The organism is Virgibacillus phasianinus (genome assembly GCF_002216775.1).
GTDB lineage: Bacteria > Bacillota > Bacilli > Bacillales > Amphibacillaceae > Virgibacillus_F > Virgibacillus_F phasianinus.
In genome coordinates this window covers 2,648,247-2,665,284 of the sequence record NZ_CP022315.1, presented here as the reverse complement: position 1 = coordinate 2,665,284, position 17,038 = coordinate 2,648,247, and the positions used below count along the sequence as shown (strand labels likewise).

14 protein-coding genes, 1 pseudogene and 1 other annotated feature are annotated in these 17,038 nt (G+C 38.1%); of the genes and pseudogenes, 6 read left to right on the top strand and 9 right to left on the bottom strand.

All coding sequences use genetic code 11. The annotated features are described in order from the left end of the window. Positions 1 to 27: 27 nt before the first annotated feature. Positions 28 to 1,722, bottom strand: coding sequence for a septation ring formation regulator EzrA (ezrA, locus tag CFK37_RS12715; protein WP_089062202.1), 1,695 nt, complete (start codon positions 1,720 to 1,722; stop codon positions 28 to 30). 170 nt (positions 1,723 to 1,892) lie between these two features. Then, positions 1,893 to 2,519 (bottom strand): forespore capture DNA-binding protein RefZ, encoded by a 627-nt coding sequence (gene refZ / locus CFK37_RS12710; RefSeq protein WP_089062201.1) that lies wholly within the window; start codon positions 2,517 to 2,519, stop codon positions 1,893 to 1,895. 115 nt (positions 2,520 to 2,634) lie between these two features. Between refZ and CFK37_RS12705 the strand changes: the two genes are divergently transcribed. Beyond that, positions 2,635 to 3,117 (top strand): GAF domain-containing protein, encoded by a 483-nt coding sequence (locus CFK37_RS12705; RefSeq protein ID WP_089062200.1) that lies wholly within the window; start codon positions 2,635 to 2,637, stop codon positions 3,115 to 3,117. A 40-nt stretch (positions 3,118 to 3,157) separates the two neighbouring features. Here CFK37_RS12705 and CFK37_RS12700 read toward each other — a convergent pair whose 3' ends face one another. Further along, entirely contained in the window at positions 3,158 to 5,041 is a 1,884-nt protein-coding gene (locus tag CFK37_RS12700) for a sensor domain-containing diguanylate cyclase (protein ID WP_089062199.1), read from the bottom strand. 389 nt (positions 5,042 to 5,430) lie between these two features. On the opposite strand from CFK37_RS12700, the gene rpsD reads away from it, so the two are divergent. After that, complete coding sequence (gene rpsD, locus CFK37_RS12695; RefSeq protein ID WP_089062198.1) at positions 5,431 to 6,033, top strand: 30S ribosomal protein S4; 603 nt, start codon at positions 5,431 to 5,433, stop codon at positions 6,031 to 6,033. A 68-nt stretch (positions 6,034 to 6,101) separates the two neighbouring features. On the opposite strand, the gene CFK37_RS12690 is transcribed toward rpsD, so the two are convergent. The 3 genes and pseudogenes from CFK37_RS12690 to CFK37_RS12680 all read right to left on the bottom strand — a co-directional run. Then, a complete protein-coding gene (locus CFK37_RS12690; protein ID WP_089062197.1) occupies positions 6,102 to 6,302 on the bottom strand; it encodes a hypothetical protein in 201 nt (66 codons plus the stop codon). Positions 6,303 to 6,513: 211 nt separating this feature from the next. Beyond that, positions 6,514 to 7,785 carry a tyrosine--tRNA ligase gene (gene tyrS / locus CFK37_RS12685; protein ID WP_089063654.1) on the bottom strand — a complete coding sequence of 424 codons (1,272 nt, stop codon included), beginning with the start codon at positions 7,783 to 7,785 and terminating at the stop codon, positions 6,514 to 6,516. 116 nt (positions 7,786 to 7,901) lie between these two features. Next, positions 7,902 to 8,108: a binding site (T-box leader), on the bottom strand. Between the two features lie 98 nt (positions 8,109 to 8,206). Then, positions 8,207 to 8,383 (bottom strand): annotated as a pseudogene (locus CFK37_RS12680) (biotin transporter BioY); the annotation flags it as partial. Between the two features lie 129 nt (positions 8,384 to 8,512). Here CFK37_RS12680 and CFK37_RS12675 point away from each other — a divergent pair. The 4 genes from CFK37_RS12675 to CFK37_RS12660 all read left to right on the top strand — a co-directional run bounded on the left by CFK37_RS12675 (position 8,513) and on the right by CFK37_RS12660 (position 14,121). Further along, positions 8,513 to 11,497 carry a transglycosylase domain-containing protein gene (locus CFK37_RS12675; protein ID WP_089062196.1) on the top strand — a complete coding sequence of 995 codons (2,985 nt, stop codon included), beginning with the start codon at positions 8,513 to 8,515 and terminating at the stop codon, positions 11,495 to 11,497. A 162-nt stretch (positions 11,498 to 11,659) separates the two neighbouring features. After that, positions 11,660 to 12,313 carry a GNAT family N-acetyltransferase gene (locus CFK37_RS12670; RefSeq protein WP_089062195.1) on the top strand — a complete coding sequence of 218 codons (654 nt, stop codon included), beginning with the start codon at positions 11,660 to 11,662 and terminating at the stop codon, positions 12,311 to 12,313. Further along, positions 12,314 to 12,964 carry an acetoin utilization AcuB family protein gene (locus CFK37_RS12665; RefSeq protein WP_089062194.1) on the top strand — a complete coding sequence of 217 codons (651 nt, stop codon included), beginning with the start codon at positions 12,314 to 12,316 and terminating at the stop codon, positions 12,962 to 12,964. Next, positions 12,961 to 14,121: an acetoin utilization protein AcuC gene (locus tag CFK37_RS12660; protein ID WP_089062193.1), complete on the top strand. Its 1,161-nt coding sequence runs from the start codon at positions 12,961 to 12,963 to the stop codon at positions 14,119 to 14,121. Before CFK37_RS12665 ends, CFK37_RS12660 begins: the two co-directional genes overlap by 4 nt. A 113-nt stretch (positions 14,122 to 14,234) precedes the next feature. On the opposite strand, the gene ccpA is transcribed toward CFK37_RS12660, so the two are convergent. The 3 genes from ccpA to CFK37_RS12645 all read right to left on the bottom strand — a co-directional run bounded on the left by ccpA (position 14,235) and on the right by CFK37_RS12645 (position 17,020). Continuing rightward, positions 14,235 to 15,230, bottom strand: a complete 996-nt coding sequence (ccpA, locus tag CFK37_RS12655; RefSeq protein ID WP_089062192.1) for a catabolite control protein A — start codon at positions 15,228 to 15,230, stop codon at positions 14,235 to 14,237. 106 nt (positions 15,231 to 15,336) lie between these two features. Then, positions 15,337 to 16,419 (bottom strand): bifunctional 3-deoxy-7-phosphoheptulonate synthase/chorismate mutase, encoded by a 1,083-nt coding sequence (locus CFK37_RS12650; protein WP_089062191.1) that lies wholly within the window; start codon positions 16,417 to 16,419, stop codon positions 15,337 to 15,339. Positions 16,420 to 16,552: 133 nt separating this feature from the next. Then, the gene (locus CFK37_RS12645) at positions 16,553 to 17,020 is read right to left on the bottom strand and encodes a YtxH domain-containing protein (RefSeq protein WP_089062190.1); all 468 of its coding nucleotides are present in this window, start codon (positions 17,018 to 17,020) and stop codon (positions 16,553 to 16,555) included. Between the last annotated feature and the right edge of the window lie 18 nt (positions 17,021 to 17,038).

Below are 17,038 nucleotides of genomic sequence, written 5' to 3'. Positions count from 1 at the left end.
CCCTTAATAGGAGACATTGTTTCATCTCTACTTAACTAAAACCTGTTGTCGCTCTTCAATTCGCTTCAACGCTCCAGGTTCAATTTCCTCAATCGCTTTTGCAGCATGTTCAAGTGATAATTCATACTCATAGGACCTAAACAACCGTTCGGCTTCAGCTAGCTTTGCAGCTAATAATGGGTATCTGCTGCGGTATCTGTTGGCGTATTGGATAACCTGTTCTGTTAAATAAGCCTGTTCCAATATGAAATCTGTCTGCTCAATTACATGTTCCACGCTTTTATCTGCTTCTACTAATGCATGCTGAACCACTGTCATGTCAAGCGGCTTTGCTTCTAATGCGTTTAGAACCTGCTCATTTTTTTGGCTCGTTGTTTCAAGTAAACTCCAAATGAAGCTTGGTACACCAGGAATATTACTTTTCTTCAATTTCCGAATAGTATTATATACTTTGTCTTTCATTTCCTGTAATTTTTCTTTTGCCTCTAGTTCATCTTTTCTGAGGTTATTAATAAATTTAATAAACTCTTCATGCTGCAGTGTCAGTGATTCCAACTGTTCCAAACTATCATCCAATTTCTCGCGTATTTGCAAATGGGAAATAGCCTGGTCATTTTCTTCACTGGTAAGCTCATCCAGCTGTTTCTTAAGATTTGCAATGGTTTTCTCAAGTGTTAAATATTTTTCCATGTCACTGTTTTCAAAGTAATAGGCCTGACGCAGTGACTCTACCTCTGCTTTCGTATTGTGAAAAGTTAAATCAAGCGCATTAAGCTTTTGCCGATAAGCCGGAATCTTGGTTTCTATGTAACTCTTAGCTATTGCCTCATTCTCTAACAATTGATACATGTCCTTAATTCGCTCATCAACTTCCGTAATCGTATCCTTAACGACAGTAACTTCCCCTTTTTCAACAGCGATGACACAGTCGAATAGGCGCTGTTGATAATCCCGAATTTCTTTTTCAAGGCCAAGGTGTTCAATCCGATAACCGTCTTCCTTCATATCCTTGATTCCTGAGATTAAATCATCCAGCTGGGATGGAAGCACATCTTTACATGCCTTGTACAATTCGGGGAATTCATCCATTTCAACCTGCAATTGTTCAATCTGTACTTTGATCCCCTCAACAAGCTGCTGTGCCTCAAGGTAATTTCCGGAGTTTGTTAAATCATGGTACTTATCCAGGTCTTCTTCCAATTCATCAAGTTCCACATCAAATCGGGCTTCAGCTTTGCCGTACAAATAACGGGTTTGTGATAATTTTTTTCGAAGCCCTTTCACTTCAGGTTCGATTTCTGCAATTTCTTTTCTGCTCTTTTCTTCTGAACTGATTAATTCTTCGAGCTCTTCCAGCATTTTTTCAATGTCTTTTTCGATTTGCTGTAAGGTTGTTTCAACTTTCCGCAGCGTTTTTTTTGCCAATGCAAAGCGGTAACGATCAGCAGCTTCTTCGGCGTCAAATAAATGTTCCTCAATATTGGGAAGTTGTTTTGTTACTATGTATTCCCAGTGTTCCTTCCAAGACTCGAATTTCTCCTGTGTTTCCCCTGATAAATTTAAATTTTTAATCCGTGAGATTTGAGATGCAATATTTCGATTCATTATATCCATTTTCCAGCTTTCTTGCTGGTCAACCACATCATATATCCTTTTCCGTAAAATTAGTCCTACAATGATTAAGGCAATTATAACGAGAACGATTCCGATGATATATGCCATTTGAAGCCTCCTAACTCTTCCCTGTATAAGAGGATGTTCATTCCTTGAACAGGTATCAACCGTATTTACTATTTTTAAATGGTAATTTTATAATTATTATTCTAATGATACCATGTAAATAGCATTTTTGGCTAAAAAATTACAAATAAATTGCCGATTTTACATATTTTTTAATGATTCGCATATTGTGCTGTTTCCGAAGTAATAAAATCGATCCATTTATGAATAACTTTTGTGTAATTTTGCGCGAATAAATCATGTGATGTTTTGCCGACAACCTGATTTTTCCATTCATTTTGCAGTACATACGGGGTAATCAGCATTCCTTTAAGTTGCATAAGTAAAAACTGTTGTTCCATGTTGCTTTTATTGCACTTAGGCAGACTTTCAGTAAATGTGTTGCTAATAAAGTAGTTTTCCTTGGCCAAATATGTTACAGCCATTTCTCGAACAAAAATGGAGTCAATTGAAAGTTCTCTGTGAATAAAACAAGAAAATTGATGATTATTTTGTTTATATTGTATAATTGCATCTATCAATAGTTTCAGTTTAACGATGGGCGTTTCCATTTCCGCTTTGCTTAGAGCTTCTTCCATCTTGGTCAGATATGTTTCATAGTAATTGGTCACAGCATGTTCTAATAATCCTTGTTTTCCTTTAAAATAATAGCTGATTAGTGACACATTTACGGAGGCCTTATCGGCAATGTCCCTAACGGAAGTTCCATGGAAGCCTTTTTGAAAAAATAATGATGAAGCAGCATTTATCACTTTTTGCTTGGTTGGATTATTTTTCATCGAAATTCAACTCCTTATAGTTATTTTACGACAGAGTGAGCTGTATTCCTGCAATTTCTTCTCGACAATTAATGCATGTGACGGTCGAAATTTATCAATTGAAAGGAAAATGTATATGTTTCAAGTAAGTAATTATTCCGGCGATCGAATAAAGGACTATGAATTAGTGTTGCAGCAGGCAAAGGCGCTGCTTGAGGGAGAACCTGATCACATTGCCAATTTATCAAATGCTTCAGCATTATTAAATCAATTCTTACAAAAAGTGAACTGGGTAGGATTTTATATTTATAAGGATAATGAACTTGTTCTTGGTCCGTTCCAAGGACTGCCAGCCTGTATTCGGATTCCAAACGGCAAAGGTGTGTGTGGAACTGCTGTCAAAGAACGGAGGACACAGTTGGTTGCTGATGTAAATGCATTTCCAGGACATATTGCCTGTGACAGTGCCAGCCAGTCAGAGATTGTTGTCCCGTTAATTGTAAATGATGAAGTATATGGCGTCCTGGATATTGACAGCCCAAGTACTAACCGATTCGATGAGACTGATAAAGAATATATTGAAAAGTTCGCAGCAATTGTACAATCATTTTTACACTAATAGAATGCTTTCCAAAACAACTAATGGTTTTGGAAAGCATTCATTTATTTTTTACTAATTTCAAATCACTATTGTCCTCTATTTCCTTTACTACACAATTTTTTCCGAATTTTTTAGCAGAATATAACGCTTTGTCAGCACGAATAAATAAATCTTTTACATCCGCCCTTTTATTAGTATCCCATGTTGCAACACCACAGGACAATGTTACTTTAGGATCTGTAAAGTTTTCCGCCTGTTTTCTTATTTGGGTGGCAATTTGAACACCTTCATCAACTGTTGCATTCGATAAATAGATGGCAAATTCCTCACCACCCCAGCGGGCGGGAATGTCATTTTTACCTGTGTGCGCCAGGATGATGGATGCAATCTGAACAATGACCTCGTCCCCAACATAATGGCCAAAGGTATCGTTGATTCCTTTAAAGTCATCAATATCTATAACAATCAATGAACCCATTTCATCCGCTGCAAAGTGGTGTTCAATTTTTTCCTCCAGGTGGTTGCGGGAATACAATTTTGTCAGATAATCGGTTACCGCAGCAGTTTTTAATTTTTCATTTAACATTGAATTAGCCATGGCTAACGTAAAATGCTGGACAAGAGACTGCATTAGATTCAAGTTTCCGATGGTAAATGCATACTGCTGTTCATGTATGATTACAATTACACCATGAATTTCCCCACCATGCAACATTGGAATGGCCATCACCGAAGAATATGGGAAGTCTTTTACCTCTTTTGTAAAGTCACCACTAAAAAGGGGCTCCTGTTTATCCATAACTCGATCAAAAATATAATCGGCATGCTTTTCCCCTTCATTTGTAAAGAAATAATTTGTACTCTTTGGCAGTACCTCTTTCATGTGATGCTTTGTCTTAGCCGAGTAAATAAAACCGACTACGGTTGCGGCACAAGCCTCGATAATCTTTTTACAAACGATAGACGTGATTTCAACAATATTTAAATTAGAATTTAGTGCATGAGTAGTTTCATTGATAAGTTTAAGGTCCTCAACTAAATGTTTAGAATTCTGATAGAGCAGAGCACTTTCAATTGCCTTCCCGGATACGCTGGCAAATTCTGTTATAAAGTCAATTTCCTTTTCCGGAAAAACTATTTTATTTGACGTAATAATCCGCAAAATACCGTAAATAGCTTGTTTACCCTTTAATGGTACATATAGATAGGTCTTTCCTTCCTTGATACGATCTTCTAATTGCACCTTCTCCGTTAAATAAGTCTGGGTGCAGATTCTTTTCGTTGCATCATCACTGTACTCCAGAATGTCAATTGGTAATGTTGTTTCCTCCTTAAACTCTCGGGCCAGTAATATATGATAATCGCAGAAGGGATATAATTTATCCATTGCTTTTGCTATTTCAGTCAGTACATTTTCCCTTGAAATGATTGAATATAAATTGGTTGTTAAATCGGACAGAAACGTTTTCTGTTTTTCATTTTCCCTGCTAACCTTAAACGTATTAACAATGTTTAAGAGATTTTCCAATTCCAATTTAATAATTTCTATTACCTCTGTTCTAGGTTTATCGTCATTTAGTTGATTTGCTATCAGTAAAAAAGCTTCCGGTTCAATTTTCATTTGTAACGGAATAATTTTCGTTTGTAATTTGCCACTATCTAAGTCATGCAAATCAATGTTACTATGACTGTAATAATTCTTTTTAATTACCCTTGCACCTATCTGCTTCGGTAGTTCGTTATGTTCCTCACCCGTAAACCGTTCAAAGGTTTGTTTCCAATTATTATAAGAATAGATTGCCGTAAAATCGACCGCTAAAATCTCTTGAATCTGCAAAGAAACCTTTTCCAATAACTGAATATAAGAAAAGGATGATATAGTTGATAGTAACTCATAGAAACAATTCCTTATTGTATCTTTAATTTGATTTTGATCCATCATATGTATCACCTATTATCAAATTAATTTTCATTTTCGAGAAAGATTTTTGAATTTTATATAATCATTATACAGTAAATAGTGATTTATTCCTATTTATTAGCCGGTAAAATTTTAATTTCTAGCCTTTATTGAGCGAATAATCATTTCCCTTAGGATTACTAATAAAATTATTGACTTTTATACATGAAACTTATATACTATTCTTTGTGTAAAATAAAAAGGTAGCCTTTGTGAACCGACGAATGTTATCATTTTGTTCCTCAGAGGTTGAGGTGTATCGTGTAACTCTCTGCTGCTGGAGCGATGGTACATGAAAACAAAATGAGCAGGCGGACAGGTCATGGTCGCTTATTTTATGCAAATAAAATAATGAAGGAGGAAATGTCCTTATGTCACGTTATACTGGATCAGTATGGAAAAAATCACGTCGTCTTGGCATTTCATTAACTGGAACTGGTAAGGAACTAGATAAACGCCCTTACGCTCCTGGTCAACATGGACCGAACCAAAGAAAGAAAATCTCTGAATACGGCTTGCAACAACAAGAGAAGCAAAAATTACGCTTCATGTATGGATTGAATGAACGTCAATTCCGTAATTTGTTTGATCAAGCTGGTAAACAAAAAGGTATTCATGGTGAAAACTTCATGATTCTGCTTGAATCACGTTTAGATAACCTTGTATATCGTGCAGGTCTTGCACGCACACGCAGACAAGCTCGTCAGCTTGTAAATCATGGCCATGTTACTGTAGATGGCGGCCGCGTTGATATCCCATCGTACCGTCTAAAACCAGGTCAAGTATTTGGACTACGTGAAAAATCACAAAAACTTGATATCGTTAAAGAAGCAATTGAAGTAAATAACTTTGTTCCAGATTATCTTACATTTGATGAAGATAAAATGGAAGGAAGCTATGCTCGTTACCCAGAACGCACAGAACTTCCTGCTGAAATTAACGAAGCACTTATCGTTGAGTACTACTCTCGTTAAGAAATAAAAACCCTGAAAGCTGTTTTGACAGTTTTCAGGGTTTTTTTATGTATCAGGGGATAATACGGCTACTTGAACCATTTATCAATTAATTCATGAAATGTTTCGTTCCGAATAATAATGGTATACCAAAGAATCATCCCAAAACCAATCGTAAGAACACGCGGCTCTCCGTACTGTACGATCTGCATGGGAATAATAAAAAAGAGTGTCATTCCCAAAGAAATAGCTAATACCTCGAAATAATAACGAAATTTAAGAAAATCCATTGGTTCAGTTCAACTCCTCTTATTTTTTATTTATTATAACACAATATAGAATATATGCTTATGAAGTTTTATAATGAAAATATCTCTAGCTCCAGCGCCCAGAAGCTGCCGTCATAAGCAATGGACACTACGAACGCCAAACTTAAGCGTTCTACGGTCGGTCCTTTGCTTATGCGTCCGCTCCTAAACAGGGCGCCCTGAACTTTTCTTATTATTGAAAACGAAGTAAAAAGTATTTTTTCTTTCCTCGTCGAATAATTGTAAAGGTATCCTCAATCCGGTCTTTACTAGTTAGTGTAAAGTGCAGATCCTGATTACGTTCTCCATTAACATAGATCGCCCCGTTACTAATATCTTCCCTAGCCTGCCGTTTAGAAGAAGAAATCTTTGTTTCCACGAGCAAGTCAATTAAGCCAATATCCGCTTTTGCCATATGATGTGTAGGCACATCCTTAAAGCCTTGTTCGATTTCCTGTCCAGTAAGTGACTTTACATCTCCACTAAATAATGATGCAGAGATTTTCTGCGCTTGCTCAACAGCCACCTGACCATGAACAACTTTTGTAACCTCTTCTGCTAACCGTTTTTGCGCTAGTCGTTCTTCCGGTTTCTCCGCTACCGATTTAGCTAATCCATCGACTTCATCCTGGTTCAAAAATGTGAAGTATTGAATAAATTTAATTACGTCCCGATCGTCTGTATTAAACCAAAATTGATAAAATTCGTATGGAGTTGTTTTTTCCGGATCTAACCAAATCGCCCCACCTGCTGTTTTACCAAACTTCGTGCCATCAGCTTTTGTAATTAGTGGTACAGTCAAACCAAATACGTTTACATCCTCATCCATATCTTCACGTGAGCGACGGATTAATTCCATTCCAGCGGTAATATTACCCCACTGGTCACTTCCGCCAATTTGCAATGTACAATTTTCCTGTTCGTAAAGTTTTAGGAAATCAAGAGATTGCAAAATCATGTAGCTGAACTCAGTAAAAGAAATCCCCTGCTCGATTCTTGCTGAAACCGATTCCTTTGCAAGCATGTAATTAATACCAAAATGTTTCCCTGCATCACGCAGAAAATCAATTACTGTCATACTTGCCAACCAATCATGATTGTTTCTCGCCACTGCTGCATTTTCACCATTGTCAAAGTTCAACAGATTAGCTAATTGTTTTTTAATCTTTTCGCTAAACCCTTTTACAACACTGTCTTCATTTAAGGAACGTTCCGATGAGCGCCCACTCGGATCACCAATCATCCCAGTTCCACCGCCAATTAAGGCAATCGGGCGATGTCCTTCCTTTTGAAATCGCTTCAACATATATACTGGTAATAAATGACCAATATGTAAACTATCAGCTGTTGGATCAAATCCACAGTATAAAGTTACCTGGTTTTCAACTAATTGTTTTTCCAATCCTTCTTTATCTGTAATTTGATGGATCAAACCACGCTTTTCTAAATCCTGTAATATCGCCATTTCCTTCACACTCCTGTTATATTTTACAAAAAACAAGGCTGTTTTCTGCCCTCCAACGTGTTTTATAAATTTCGTGTCAAAAACAGCCAAAAATAAAAAACTCCCCCCTTTCTGGTAAAAGGGACGAGAGTTTATTCGCGGTACCACCCTTGTTGCATAGAAATGCCACTTTCGGGTTTGTTAACGATGTGATTTCACCGTTTTCATTTACTAGAAAAAAGCTCCAGATTGTAATTCGCCTGCAAATATATACTGGCTTTCACCAACCGCCAGTTCTCTAAAAAGGGATTTGCAAAACTACTTCGATCCTTTATTGCGATTAAATATGCACTTATTTATTATTCTTACCATATTCGATAAAAAATTGCAATGCAAACGTATGTAAGAACTTTTTATGCTGCTCTTTTATGTTTAAACAAAACATTGCAATTGCACCTAATTTACTCCCGATAATCGTTGCGGTTAAACCAACCGCTAATGTTTGTCCACTGATTGGAACCAATGGCAGCGGAATTTCAATTTGAGCCAGAACAGCTGTTATTGCCGCAAACATTGCACAAATTACAATATGTCTCAGATTTGATTTATTTCCATTCATAGTATCCTATTCTATTTGTTAACTTATATTATATTAAGTTAACATAAATGGTTATATTTTAAAAGATTATTATTTTTGTAAGATTACTAGTGTGGTATAATATGGTGTGAATATTTAGGAGGTCTAAATATGGACGATATAAAAAAAATACTACATAGATGGTATGAAAAGTTTAAAACATTATGGGGACAAGGGAAAATCCAGCGTTCCTCAAGGATTACATATGATATTACATGGAATATTATATTATTCTTTATTATTATCGGTGTTATCGGTTTTTTCTTTGCAGGCGGAGTTGGTGCAGGGTATTTTGCCTCACTGGTCAAGGATGAACCAGTCCGAAGTTATGACAGCATGAAAAAGGATATTTATAACTATGAGGAAACGTCAACCTTGTATTTTGCCGAAAACAAATATTTCGGGGATATTCGCTCTGATATTATGCGTGAAGAGGTAAAACTTGAAAATGTCTCGGATACGCTTATTAATGCAGTTATCGCAACAGAGGATCGTAACTTCAGGGAACATGAGGGTGTTGTGCCTAAAGCAATTTTACGGGCAGTTGTTCAGGAAGCCACCAATGCTGCTGTAAAAACAGGCGGCAGTACCTTGACCCAGCAGTTAATCAAGAACCAAATTTTAACAAATGAAGTTTCCTTTGAACGGAAAGCAAAAGAGATATTACTTGCCTTGCGCTTAGAACGTTTCTTCGATAAAGATGAAATTTTAGAAGCCTATTTAAATATCGTGCCTTATGGCAGGGAAGCATCGGGAAGAAACATTGCAGGAATTCAAACGGCCGCACAGGGTGTGTTCGATGTTGATGCAAAAGACTTAAATTTGCCACAGGCAGCCTTTTTAGCTGGACTTCCACAAAGTCCAACCTATTATACCCCCTTTAAAAACAGTGGTGGGTTGAAAAGCAAAGAGGCACTTCAACCTGGTATTAACCGGATGAAAACGGTGCTGGCAAGAATGTATGAGGCTGATTATATTACCAAAGAAGAATATGACAAAGCCTTAGAATATGATATCGTAGCTGATTTTACCCTGGAATCAAAATCGCCTATGGATAAATATCCGTACCTAATGTATGAAGCTGAAAGACGAGCCGTAAACATTCTTTCCGAACAGCTTGCCAAAGGAGACGGGTATACGATAGAAGATATAAATAGTGATGAGAAATTAAAGGAAGAATACCGGATACGCGCCGATCGCGCCCTACGAAAAAATGGCTATCAGATCCACACAACAATTGACAAAAAAACGTACGCAGCGTTCCAGGAAATCGTTAAAAACTACCATAATTATGGACCTGATCGGACCTATACCGTTGTTGATGAAGAAACTGGTGAGGAAGTAAAGGTAACCGAACCTGTTCAAACTGCCGGTATGCTCATTGAGAACGCCACCGGGAAAATTATTAGCTTTATCGGTGGCCGCGGCTATTCACCTGATAGTACGTTTAATTATGCAACTAGGGCAAAGCGTTCGAATGGCAGTACAATGAAACCATTACTTGATTATGCCCCTGCCTTTGAAAATGGAATCATACAACCAGGGACACCTTTAGCAGATATAAGAACGTATTATGGTAAATATTCACCTGATAACTATTCAGGTACCTTCCACGGTCTAGTTTCTGCAAGGAAGGCACTGGCAGAATCATATAACGTACCCGCATTAGCAGTGTATAATAGACTGATGAATAAAGGAATTGGTCAAAAGTACTTGGAAAAAATGGGGATAACTACTATCGGGGATAAGGAATACAGCAATCTTGTACTTGGTATCGGTGCTACTACAAGAGGTGTAACCATTGAAGAAAATATAAATGCCTATAACACGTTTGCCAATGGTGGTAAATTTGTTGACGCCTATATGATCGATAAAATCACAACTAATGACGGTGAAGTTATTTACGAACATAAATCTGAACCTGTTGAGGTATTTTCACCACAAACATCCTATCTGACACTGGATATATTACGTGATGTAATTGATTATGGAACTGGTACTTATCTACAGTCCCAATTAAATACTGTATCATCTGTTGATTGGGCTGGAAAGTCCGGTACTTCTGAGGCATGGAAAGATTACTGGTTTATTGGGACTAACCCAAATATAACGATGGGAACCTGGATTGGATATGAGACACCATATCCAATCAATGAGTGTAGTAGTTGTGCGCCATACAACGAGCGAAACATGAAATTGTGGGCAAAGTTAGTTAACAAGGCCACCGAAATCAACCCAGAATTGATGGCTCCGGAAAAGAACTTTGAACGGCCGGATGGTATTGTTGACAAAAGCTATTGTGCGATATCTGGAAAACTTCCATCAGACTTATGCAGTAAAGCCGGACTCGTCTACACTGATCTGTTTAATGCGAAATATGTACCTTCCAAAACGGATGACAGTTTAATCACTGGTTCGTTTGTAATGGTAGATGGTAAAGCCGTTGTTGCAGGACCTAAAACACCTAAGGAATTCGTGAATGGTGATGGATTAACCTTTAACCCTGAATTCCTGCAGAAAAATAATTACGACCGATTAGACGACCTGACAAAGCTGTTCCCTGCAAAGAATCGGGCAAGCTGGGAAAAGATTGGTGTCCCAAGTGGTGATATTGGCTCCACAATTGCAGATGATGGAAAAGCACCAGCAGCACCAGCGAATGTGACAAAATCAGGCAGTACGTTATCATGGAGTGATTCAAGCAGTAAAGATGTGGTCGGTTATCGAATCTATCGAGCTTCAAAACCGGGTGCTTCCTTTTCACTTGTCGGCAATACTACCTCTACTAGTTATGAAGTTGGTGGGGGAAATGCGGTTTATGTTGTAAAGGCAGTAGATTATTTTGGAATGGAATCAAAGGTTTCTGAGACAGTCAAGGTGGGAAGTTTCTCAAAAACTGAACAGAAAGCCAAAGATCCGAAATCCGATAAACCGGCAAAATCCGACAAACCGGATGAACCTGAGAAACCGGATAAGCCGGATAAGCCGGGTAAACCAGAAGATGGTGACAAACCACCTAAAGATGGTAATGGGAAGACTAAACCACCGGTTGAACCACCAGCTCAGGATCCACCGGATAAAAAAAAGAATAATTGATTTAACTAGCCTGCAGAAATTCAATGCAGGCTAGTTTTTTTACTATCAGTGGCTCCAACCCTAATTTTTCTGTATATTACTAAAAATACACAGGTTTATCCTGTATAATGGAAATAGCATGAAAATACCTACACTTATTTTTCAGGAGCAGGTGGTGAAAATATGAAACATGTGAAATCTTTTCAATCACTTACACATGAAACGATACACGGACAAATTACAATCGAAGGCCCACTATCCTCATCCGAGTTGGAAAAATACGAGTTTCATGAGCAATTGACCGCATTTCGTATCGCGGATAAACAATTTAAGGCTCTATTAAACATCGCAGACTTTCCAGAAGGGCGAATCATTATTGCACGCACCGAAAACACAATTATCGGCTATGTTACCTATTTACATCCTGATCCATTGGAACGGTGGTCAAAATTTGAAATGGAAAACCTGATTGAGCTTGGAGCCATTGAAGTTATACCCAAATTTCGCGGCTCAAAAGTCGCTTCAGGTCTGTTGAAAGTTTCCATGATGGATAAATTTATGGAAAACTATATTATCATATCAACTGAATATTATTGGCACTGGGATCTTGATGGTACAAACCTTGGAATTTGGGATTACCGAAAAGTCATGGAAAAAATGATGGCTGCCGGCGGGCTTATTCCAGCACCAACTGATGATCCAGAAATCATTTCCCATCCCGCCAATTGTCTAATGGTTAAAATCGGGGAAAATGTTCCTGACGAGTCCATTCATCAATTTGATAAATTAAAATTTTTGCAGCGTCACCAATACCGGTCTATGAGGGAGGGATTATAGGTGCTGGTTGAAGAAATTATGAATCCAGATGTCATCACTTTAACACCTGATGCAACAATTGCTGAAGCACTTACCGTGTTACATGAAAACAGAATAAGACACATTCCTATTGTAGATGATCAGCTGCACGTTATCGGAATTGTTTCGGATCGGGACGTTCGAGATGCAAGTCCATCTATTTTGCAAAAAGATTCTGCTGAAAAAGTTCTTCAAAATGAACTGAAAAGTATTATGAGTCATCCAGTTGTCACTGTACATCCATTGGATTTTGTTGAAGAGGTAGCAAGTATTTTTTATGATGAGGAGTTCGCGTGTGTCCCTGTCGTTCGCGATTATAAATTAGTCGGTATGGTCACTGAAAAAGATATGCTTTACACGCTTATTCATCTGACCGGAACCAATGTGCAGAGCTCGCACATTGAAGTGAAGGTTCCGCATAAACCAGGAATTTTGCCCGAGGTTGCTTCAGTCTTTGGCAAGCGAAAAACAAATATTACATCTGTCTTGGTTTATCCATTCAAAAACGATCCTAACTATAAAATCCTTGTCTTTCGTATTCAAACCATGAATCCGATGCCTGTTATTAATGATCTGCGTGAATGTGGCTATGAATTAATGTGGCCAAATAACATGACGGGGCCAAAATCATGAAATGTGACGCGTCGTTCGTTTTTTCAGATGCCATGTTAGGCTATCATTTCAATGCTGATCATCCTTTTAACCAAAAGCGCGTAGTTCTTGCAAAGGAACTGCTGGCAGCGGCTAACACATTGGACGAAAGTCAGATTATTGCGCCTAAAAAGGCAACAGAAGACGAATTGGCATTATTTCATGACAGGGCATATATACAGGCCATTAAAAAAGCTGGTGAAGGATTATTACAGGATGATGGAGGATTGGAATATGGAATAGGTACGGAAGATACACCTATTTTTCAAAACATGCATGATGCTTCAAGTTATTTGGTTGGCGGGACATTAACGGCTGTTGATGCTGTACTTTCAGGAAAAGTTAGTCATGCATTAAATCTTGGTGGTGGATTACATCATGGGTTTAAAAGAAGAGCGGCAGGATTTTGTATTTATAACGATGCAGCGGTTGCCATTAAGTACATTCGGGAAAAGTACAATCTGAAAGTACTCTATGTGGATACAGATGCCCATCATGGCGACGGTGTACAATGGGCCTTTTATGAGGATCCGAATGTGTGTACGCTTTCCATTCATGAAACGGGGCGATACTTATTTCCCGGAACTGGTAACATAAATGAGCGTGGTATCAAAGATGGTCATGGATATGCATTCAACCTGCCAATTGACGCTTTTACGGAAGACGATTCTTTTTTACAGGTCTATGAAGCAGCATTTAAAGAGATTGCGGAATACTTCCAACCTGATATTATCATTACCCAGAATGGTGCTGATGCACATTGCTATGACCCCTTAACACATTTATGCGCAACGATGGCGATTTATGAGAAAATACCAGCACTTGCGCACGAGCTCTCACATACCTATTGCAACGGAAAATGGATTGCGCTTGGAGGTGGCGGTTATGATTCTTGGCGCGTCGTTCCTCGTGCGTGGGCACAAATTTGGAATGTAATGACTACTGGTAAACACAAACTTGGAGACATTCCGGAAGATTGGCTCAGCAAATGGCAAATGGAGTCACCAGTTTCATTACCTGCTACATGGCAGGACGATAAGAATATTGTTCCAACTATTCCACGAAAAAAAGACATAACTGAAAAGAACTATAAGGTATTACAAAGTGCATTAAAGTATACAAAACACAGACACACATAATGAAAATAGATAACCTATATTACAAAACTACAGTAATTTGGGTATGACTGCCCGCTAAACTGCAATAAAAGGAAGCTGTCCTGATAAAAAGGAACAGCTTCTGTAATTCTGAATTATTTTGTTGAATTTCTTTCTTCAATTCGGTGTGGCAATACAACTTTCTTCTCAGAAATCTCTTCTTTGTTCATATACTTAGTCAAAAGGCGCATTGCAACAGCACCGATATCGTACATTGGCTGTACAATTGTTGAAAGTGTCGGGCGTACCATAGAAGCCAATCTGGTATTATCAAATCCAAATACCTCAAGATCTTCAGGAACCTTTATGCCTTTATCCTGAGCGCCATGGATGACCCCAAGTGCCATTTCATCCGATGAAACAAATATTGCAGTGGGTTTTGTTTCTAATGCAAACAGCTCATCTACCGCTTCAAGTCCTGATCCATATGTAAAGTCGCCTTTCACCACATACGCATCGTTTAAGGAAACAGATGATTCCTGAAGTGCACGTTGATATCCTGCATATTTTTGCTGATTTATTGTTGTATCATCTTCAGCCGCAATAAACGCAACTGTTTTATTTCCTTTATCAAGTAAAAACTTCGTTGCTTCATAAGCTGCTTGTTCATAATCTATGTTTACAGAGGGGATTGTTCCTGTCTCGTCATAAGTTGCTGCTAAAACAACAGGGACTGACGAACTTTTAAACTGTTCCACATGCTCTTCTGTGATTGTCCCACCCATAAATAGTATACCGTCTACTTGCTTTTCATACATCGTATTAATCAGTTGAAGTTCTTTATCTTTGTTCTGATCCGAATTACTCAAAATGATATTGTATTTGTACATCGTTGCAATATCCTCAATCCCTCTTGCAAGTTCAGCAAAAAAGATGCTTGAAATGTCCGGTATGATGGCTCCTACTGTAGTTGTTTTTTTACTTGCTAAGCCACGTGCAACTGCATTTGGCCGGTATCCCAAACTCTCAATTGTTGCCAGTACTTTTTTTCTTGTTGTTGGTTTAACATTTGGATTTCCATTTACTACTCGTGAAACAGTTGCCATCGATACATTTGCCTCCCTGGCAACATCATAAATTGTTATGTTCATGTCGTATCCTCCAATTCCATTATTCATCGTCTTTTTTATCTATCATACTCTACCAAAGAGAAAAACACAAAAATAGTTAAAAATTGTTGGTAGATCAGTTAGCTGACTACCGAAGTTCCCTTCCTGAAGCGTTAGAAAACTTGTATAACCCTTCAACAAACTTATCAAACATCTCAAGATCCATTTGCTGTGCTGAATCCGATAATGCTACTGCCGGGTCTGGATGAACTTCAGCCATTACTCCATCAGCTCCTATTGCTATCGCCGCTTTTGCAGCAGGCAGTAGCAGATCTCTTCTGCCGGTAGAATGAGTTACATCGACCAAAACAGGTAAATGAGTTTCTTGCTTTAATATTGGGACAGCAGAAATATCAAGTGTGTTCCTAGTAGCTTTTTCGTATGTTCTTATTCCTCGCTCACATAAAATAATATTGCCATTCCCTCTGGAAATAATATATTCTGCAGCATTAATAAATTCAGAAATTGTGGCTGATAAACCACGTTTCAACAAGACTGGTTTATCTACAACCCCAGCAGCCTTTAACAGTTCAAAATTCTGCATGTTACGTGCTCCTATTTGAATCACGTCAACATAGTCAATCGCTTCCTCGATATGCGCAGGGCTAACAATCTCACTAACAACTGCCAAATCATGTTCATTTGCGACCCGCTTTAATATCTGCAATCCTTCAAAACCAAGTCCTTGAAAATCATATGGTGAAGTTCTAGGTTTAAATGCTCCACCACGTAATAGGTTAATCCCTTTACTTTTAACAGACTCAGCAACTTGTGATACCTGCTGATAACTTTCCACAGAACATGGTCCCATGATAAGGTGAACATTTCCATCTCCAATGTTACTTCCATTTATATTAACAACTGTATCAACGGGTTTCTTTTTACGTGATACTAGCAGTTCTTTACTATGGTCGTCCTCCTGTAATTCCAAGCCGGCCTTAAAGATTTCTTTAAAGATATGTTCAACTGTGGCATTTGTAAACGGCCCTTCATTATGGCTCGTAATCAAATCCATCATTTCTCTTTCCCTAACTGGATCAAATCGTTTCATTCCATGTTTAACCAGACCTATCTGCTGAACAAGATCGGCACGCTTATTCAGTAATGCTAGTAACTCCAGGTTTACCTCGCTCAATTGTTCACGAAATACATTCATTTGATTTTGTTCCATTACCTACACTCCAATTTGCGACTTCTTTTGGTGCCTGGGCAGAATATAGTCTTTACAAAAACTGTTGGAATTAGAAAAAGGGAATGGCCTGAAATCAAAAGTCCATCCCCTTTATGTCTAGTGCTTGTCCATATTATTTCTTTTCTAATTCTTCTGCTGCTTCTTCGATTGCTTCTGCTACCTCTTCTGCTGCATCTAATGCTTCATCCTCTTTATTTCTCTTTTCTTGAAGCTTAACTTGAAATGACTTAGTAAGTCCTTGTGTTTTTTCAGATAAGTTCTTCGTCACCTGCGAAGTAGAGTCAACAGCTTTATTTTTCAACTCTGATCCTTTAACATAGGCTTTGTCCTTCCAATCTGCTCCTTTTTCGTAAGCTTTGCCCTTTAGGTCTGATCCTTTTTCATAAGCTATGTTCTTCCAATCACTTGCTCGTCCACGTACATCACCTGCACCCTGGTTTAGATCTCCTCTTAATTCCTTACCTGATTTAGGAGCGAATAAGAGTGCAACTGCAGCACCGACAATTCCCCCAATCAATGTGCCAATCATAAAGTCCTTACTGTTAATGTTCTGGCTCTCCTGATTCTCCTGATTACTCATTTAGATTCCTCCTGTTTT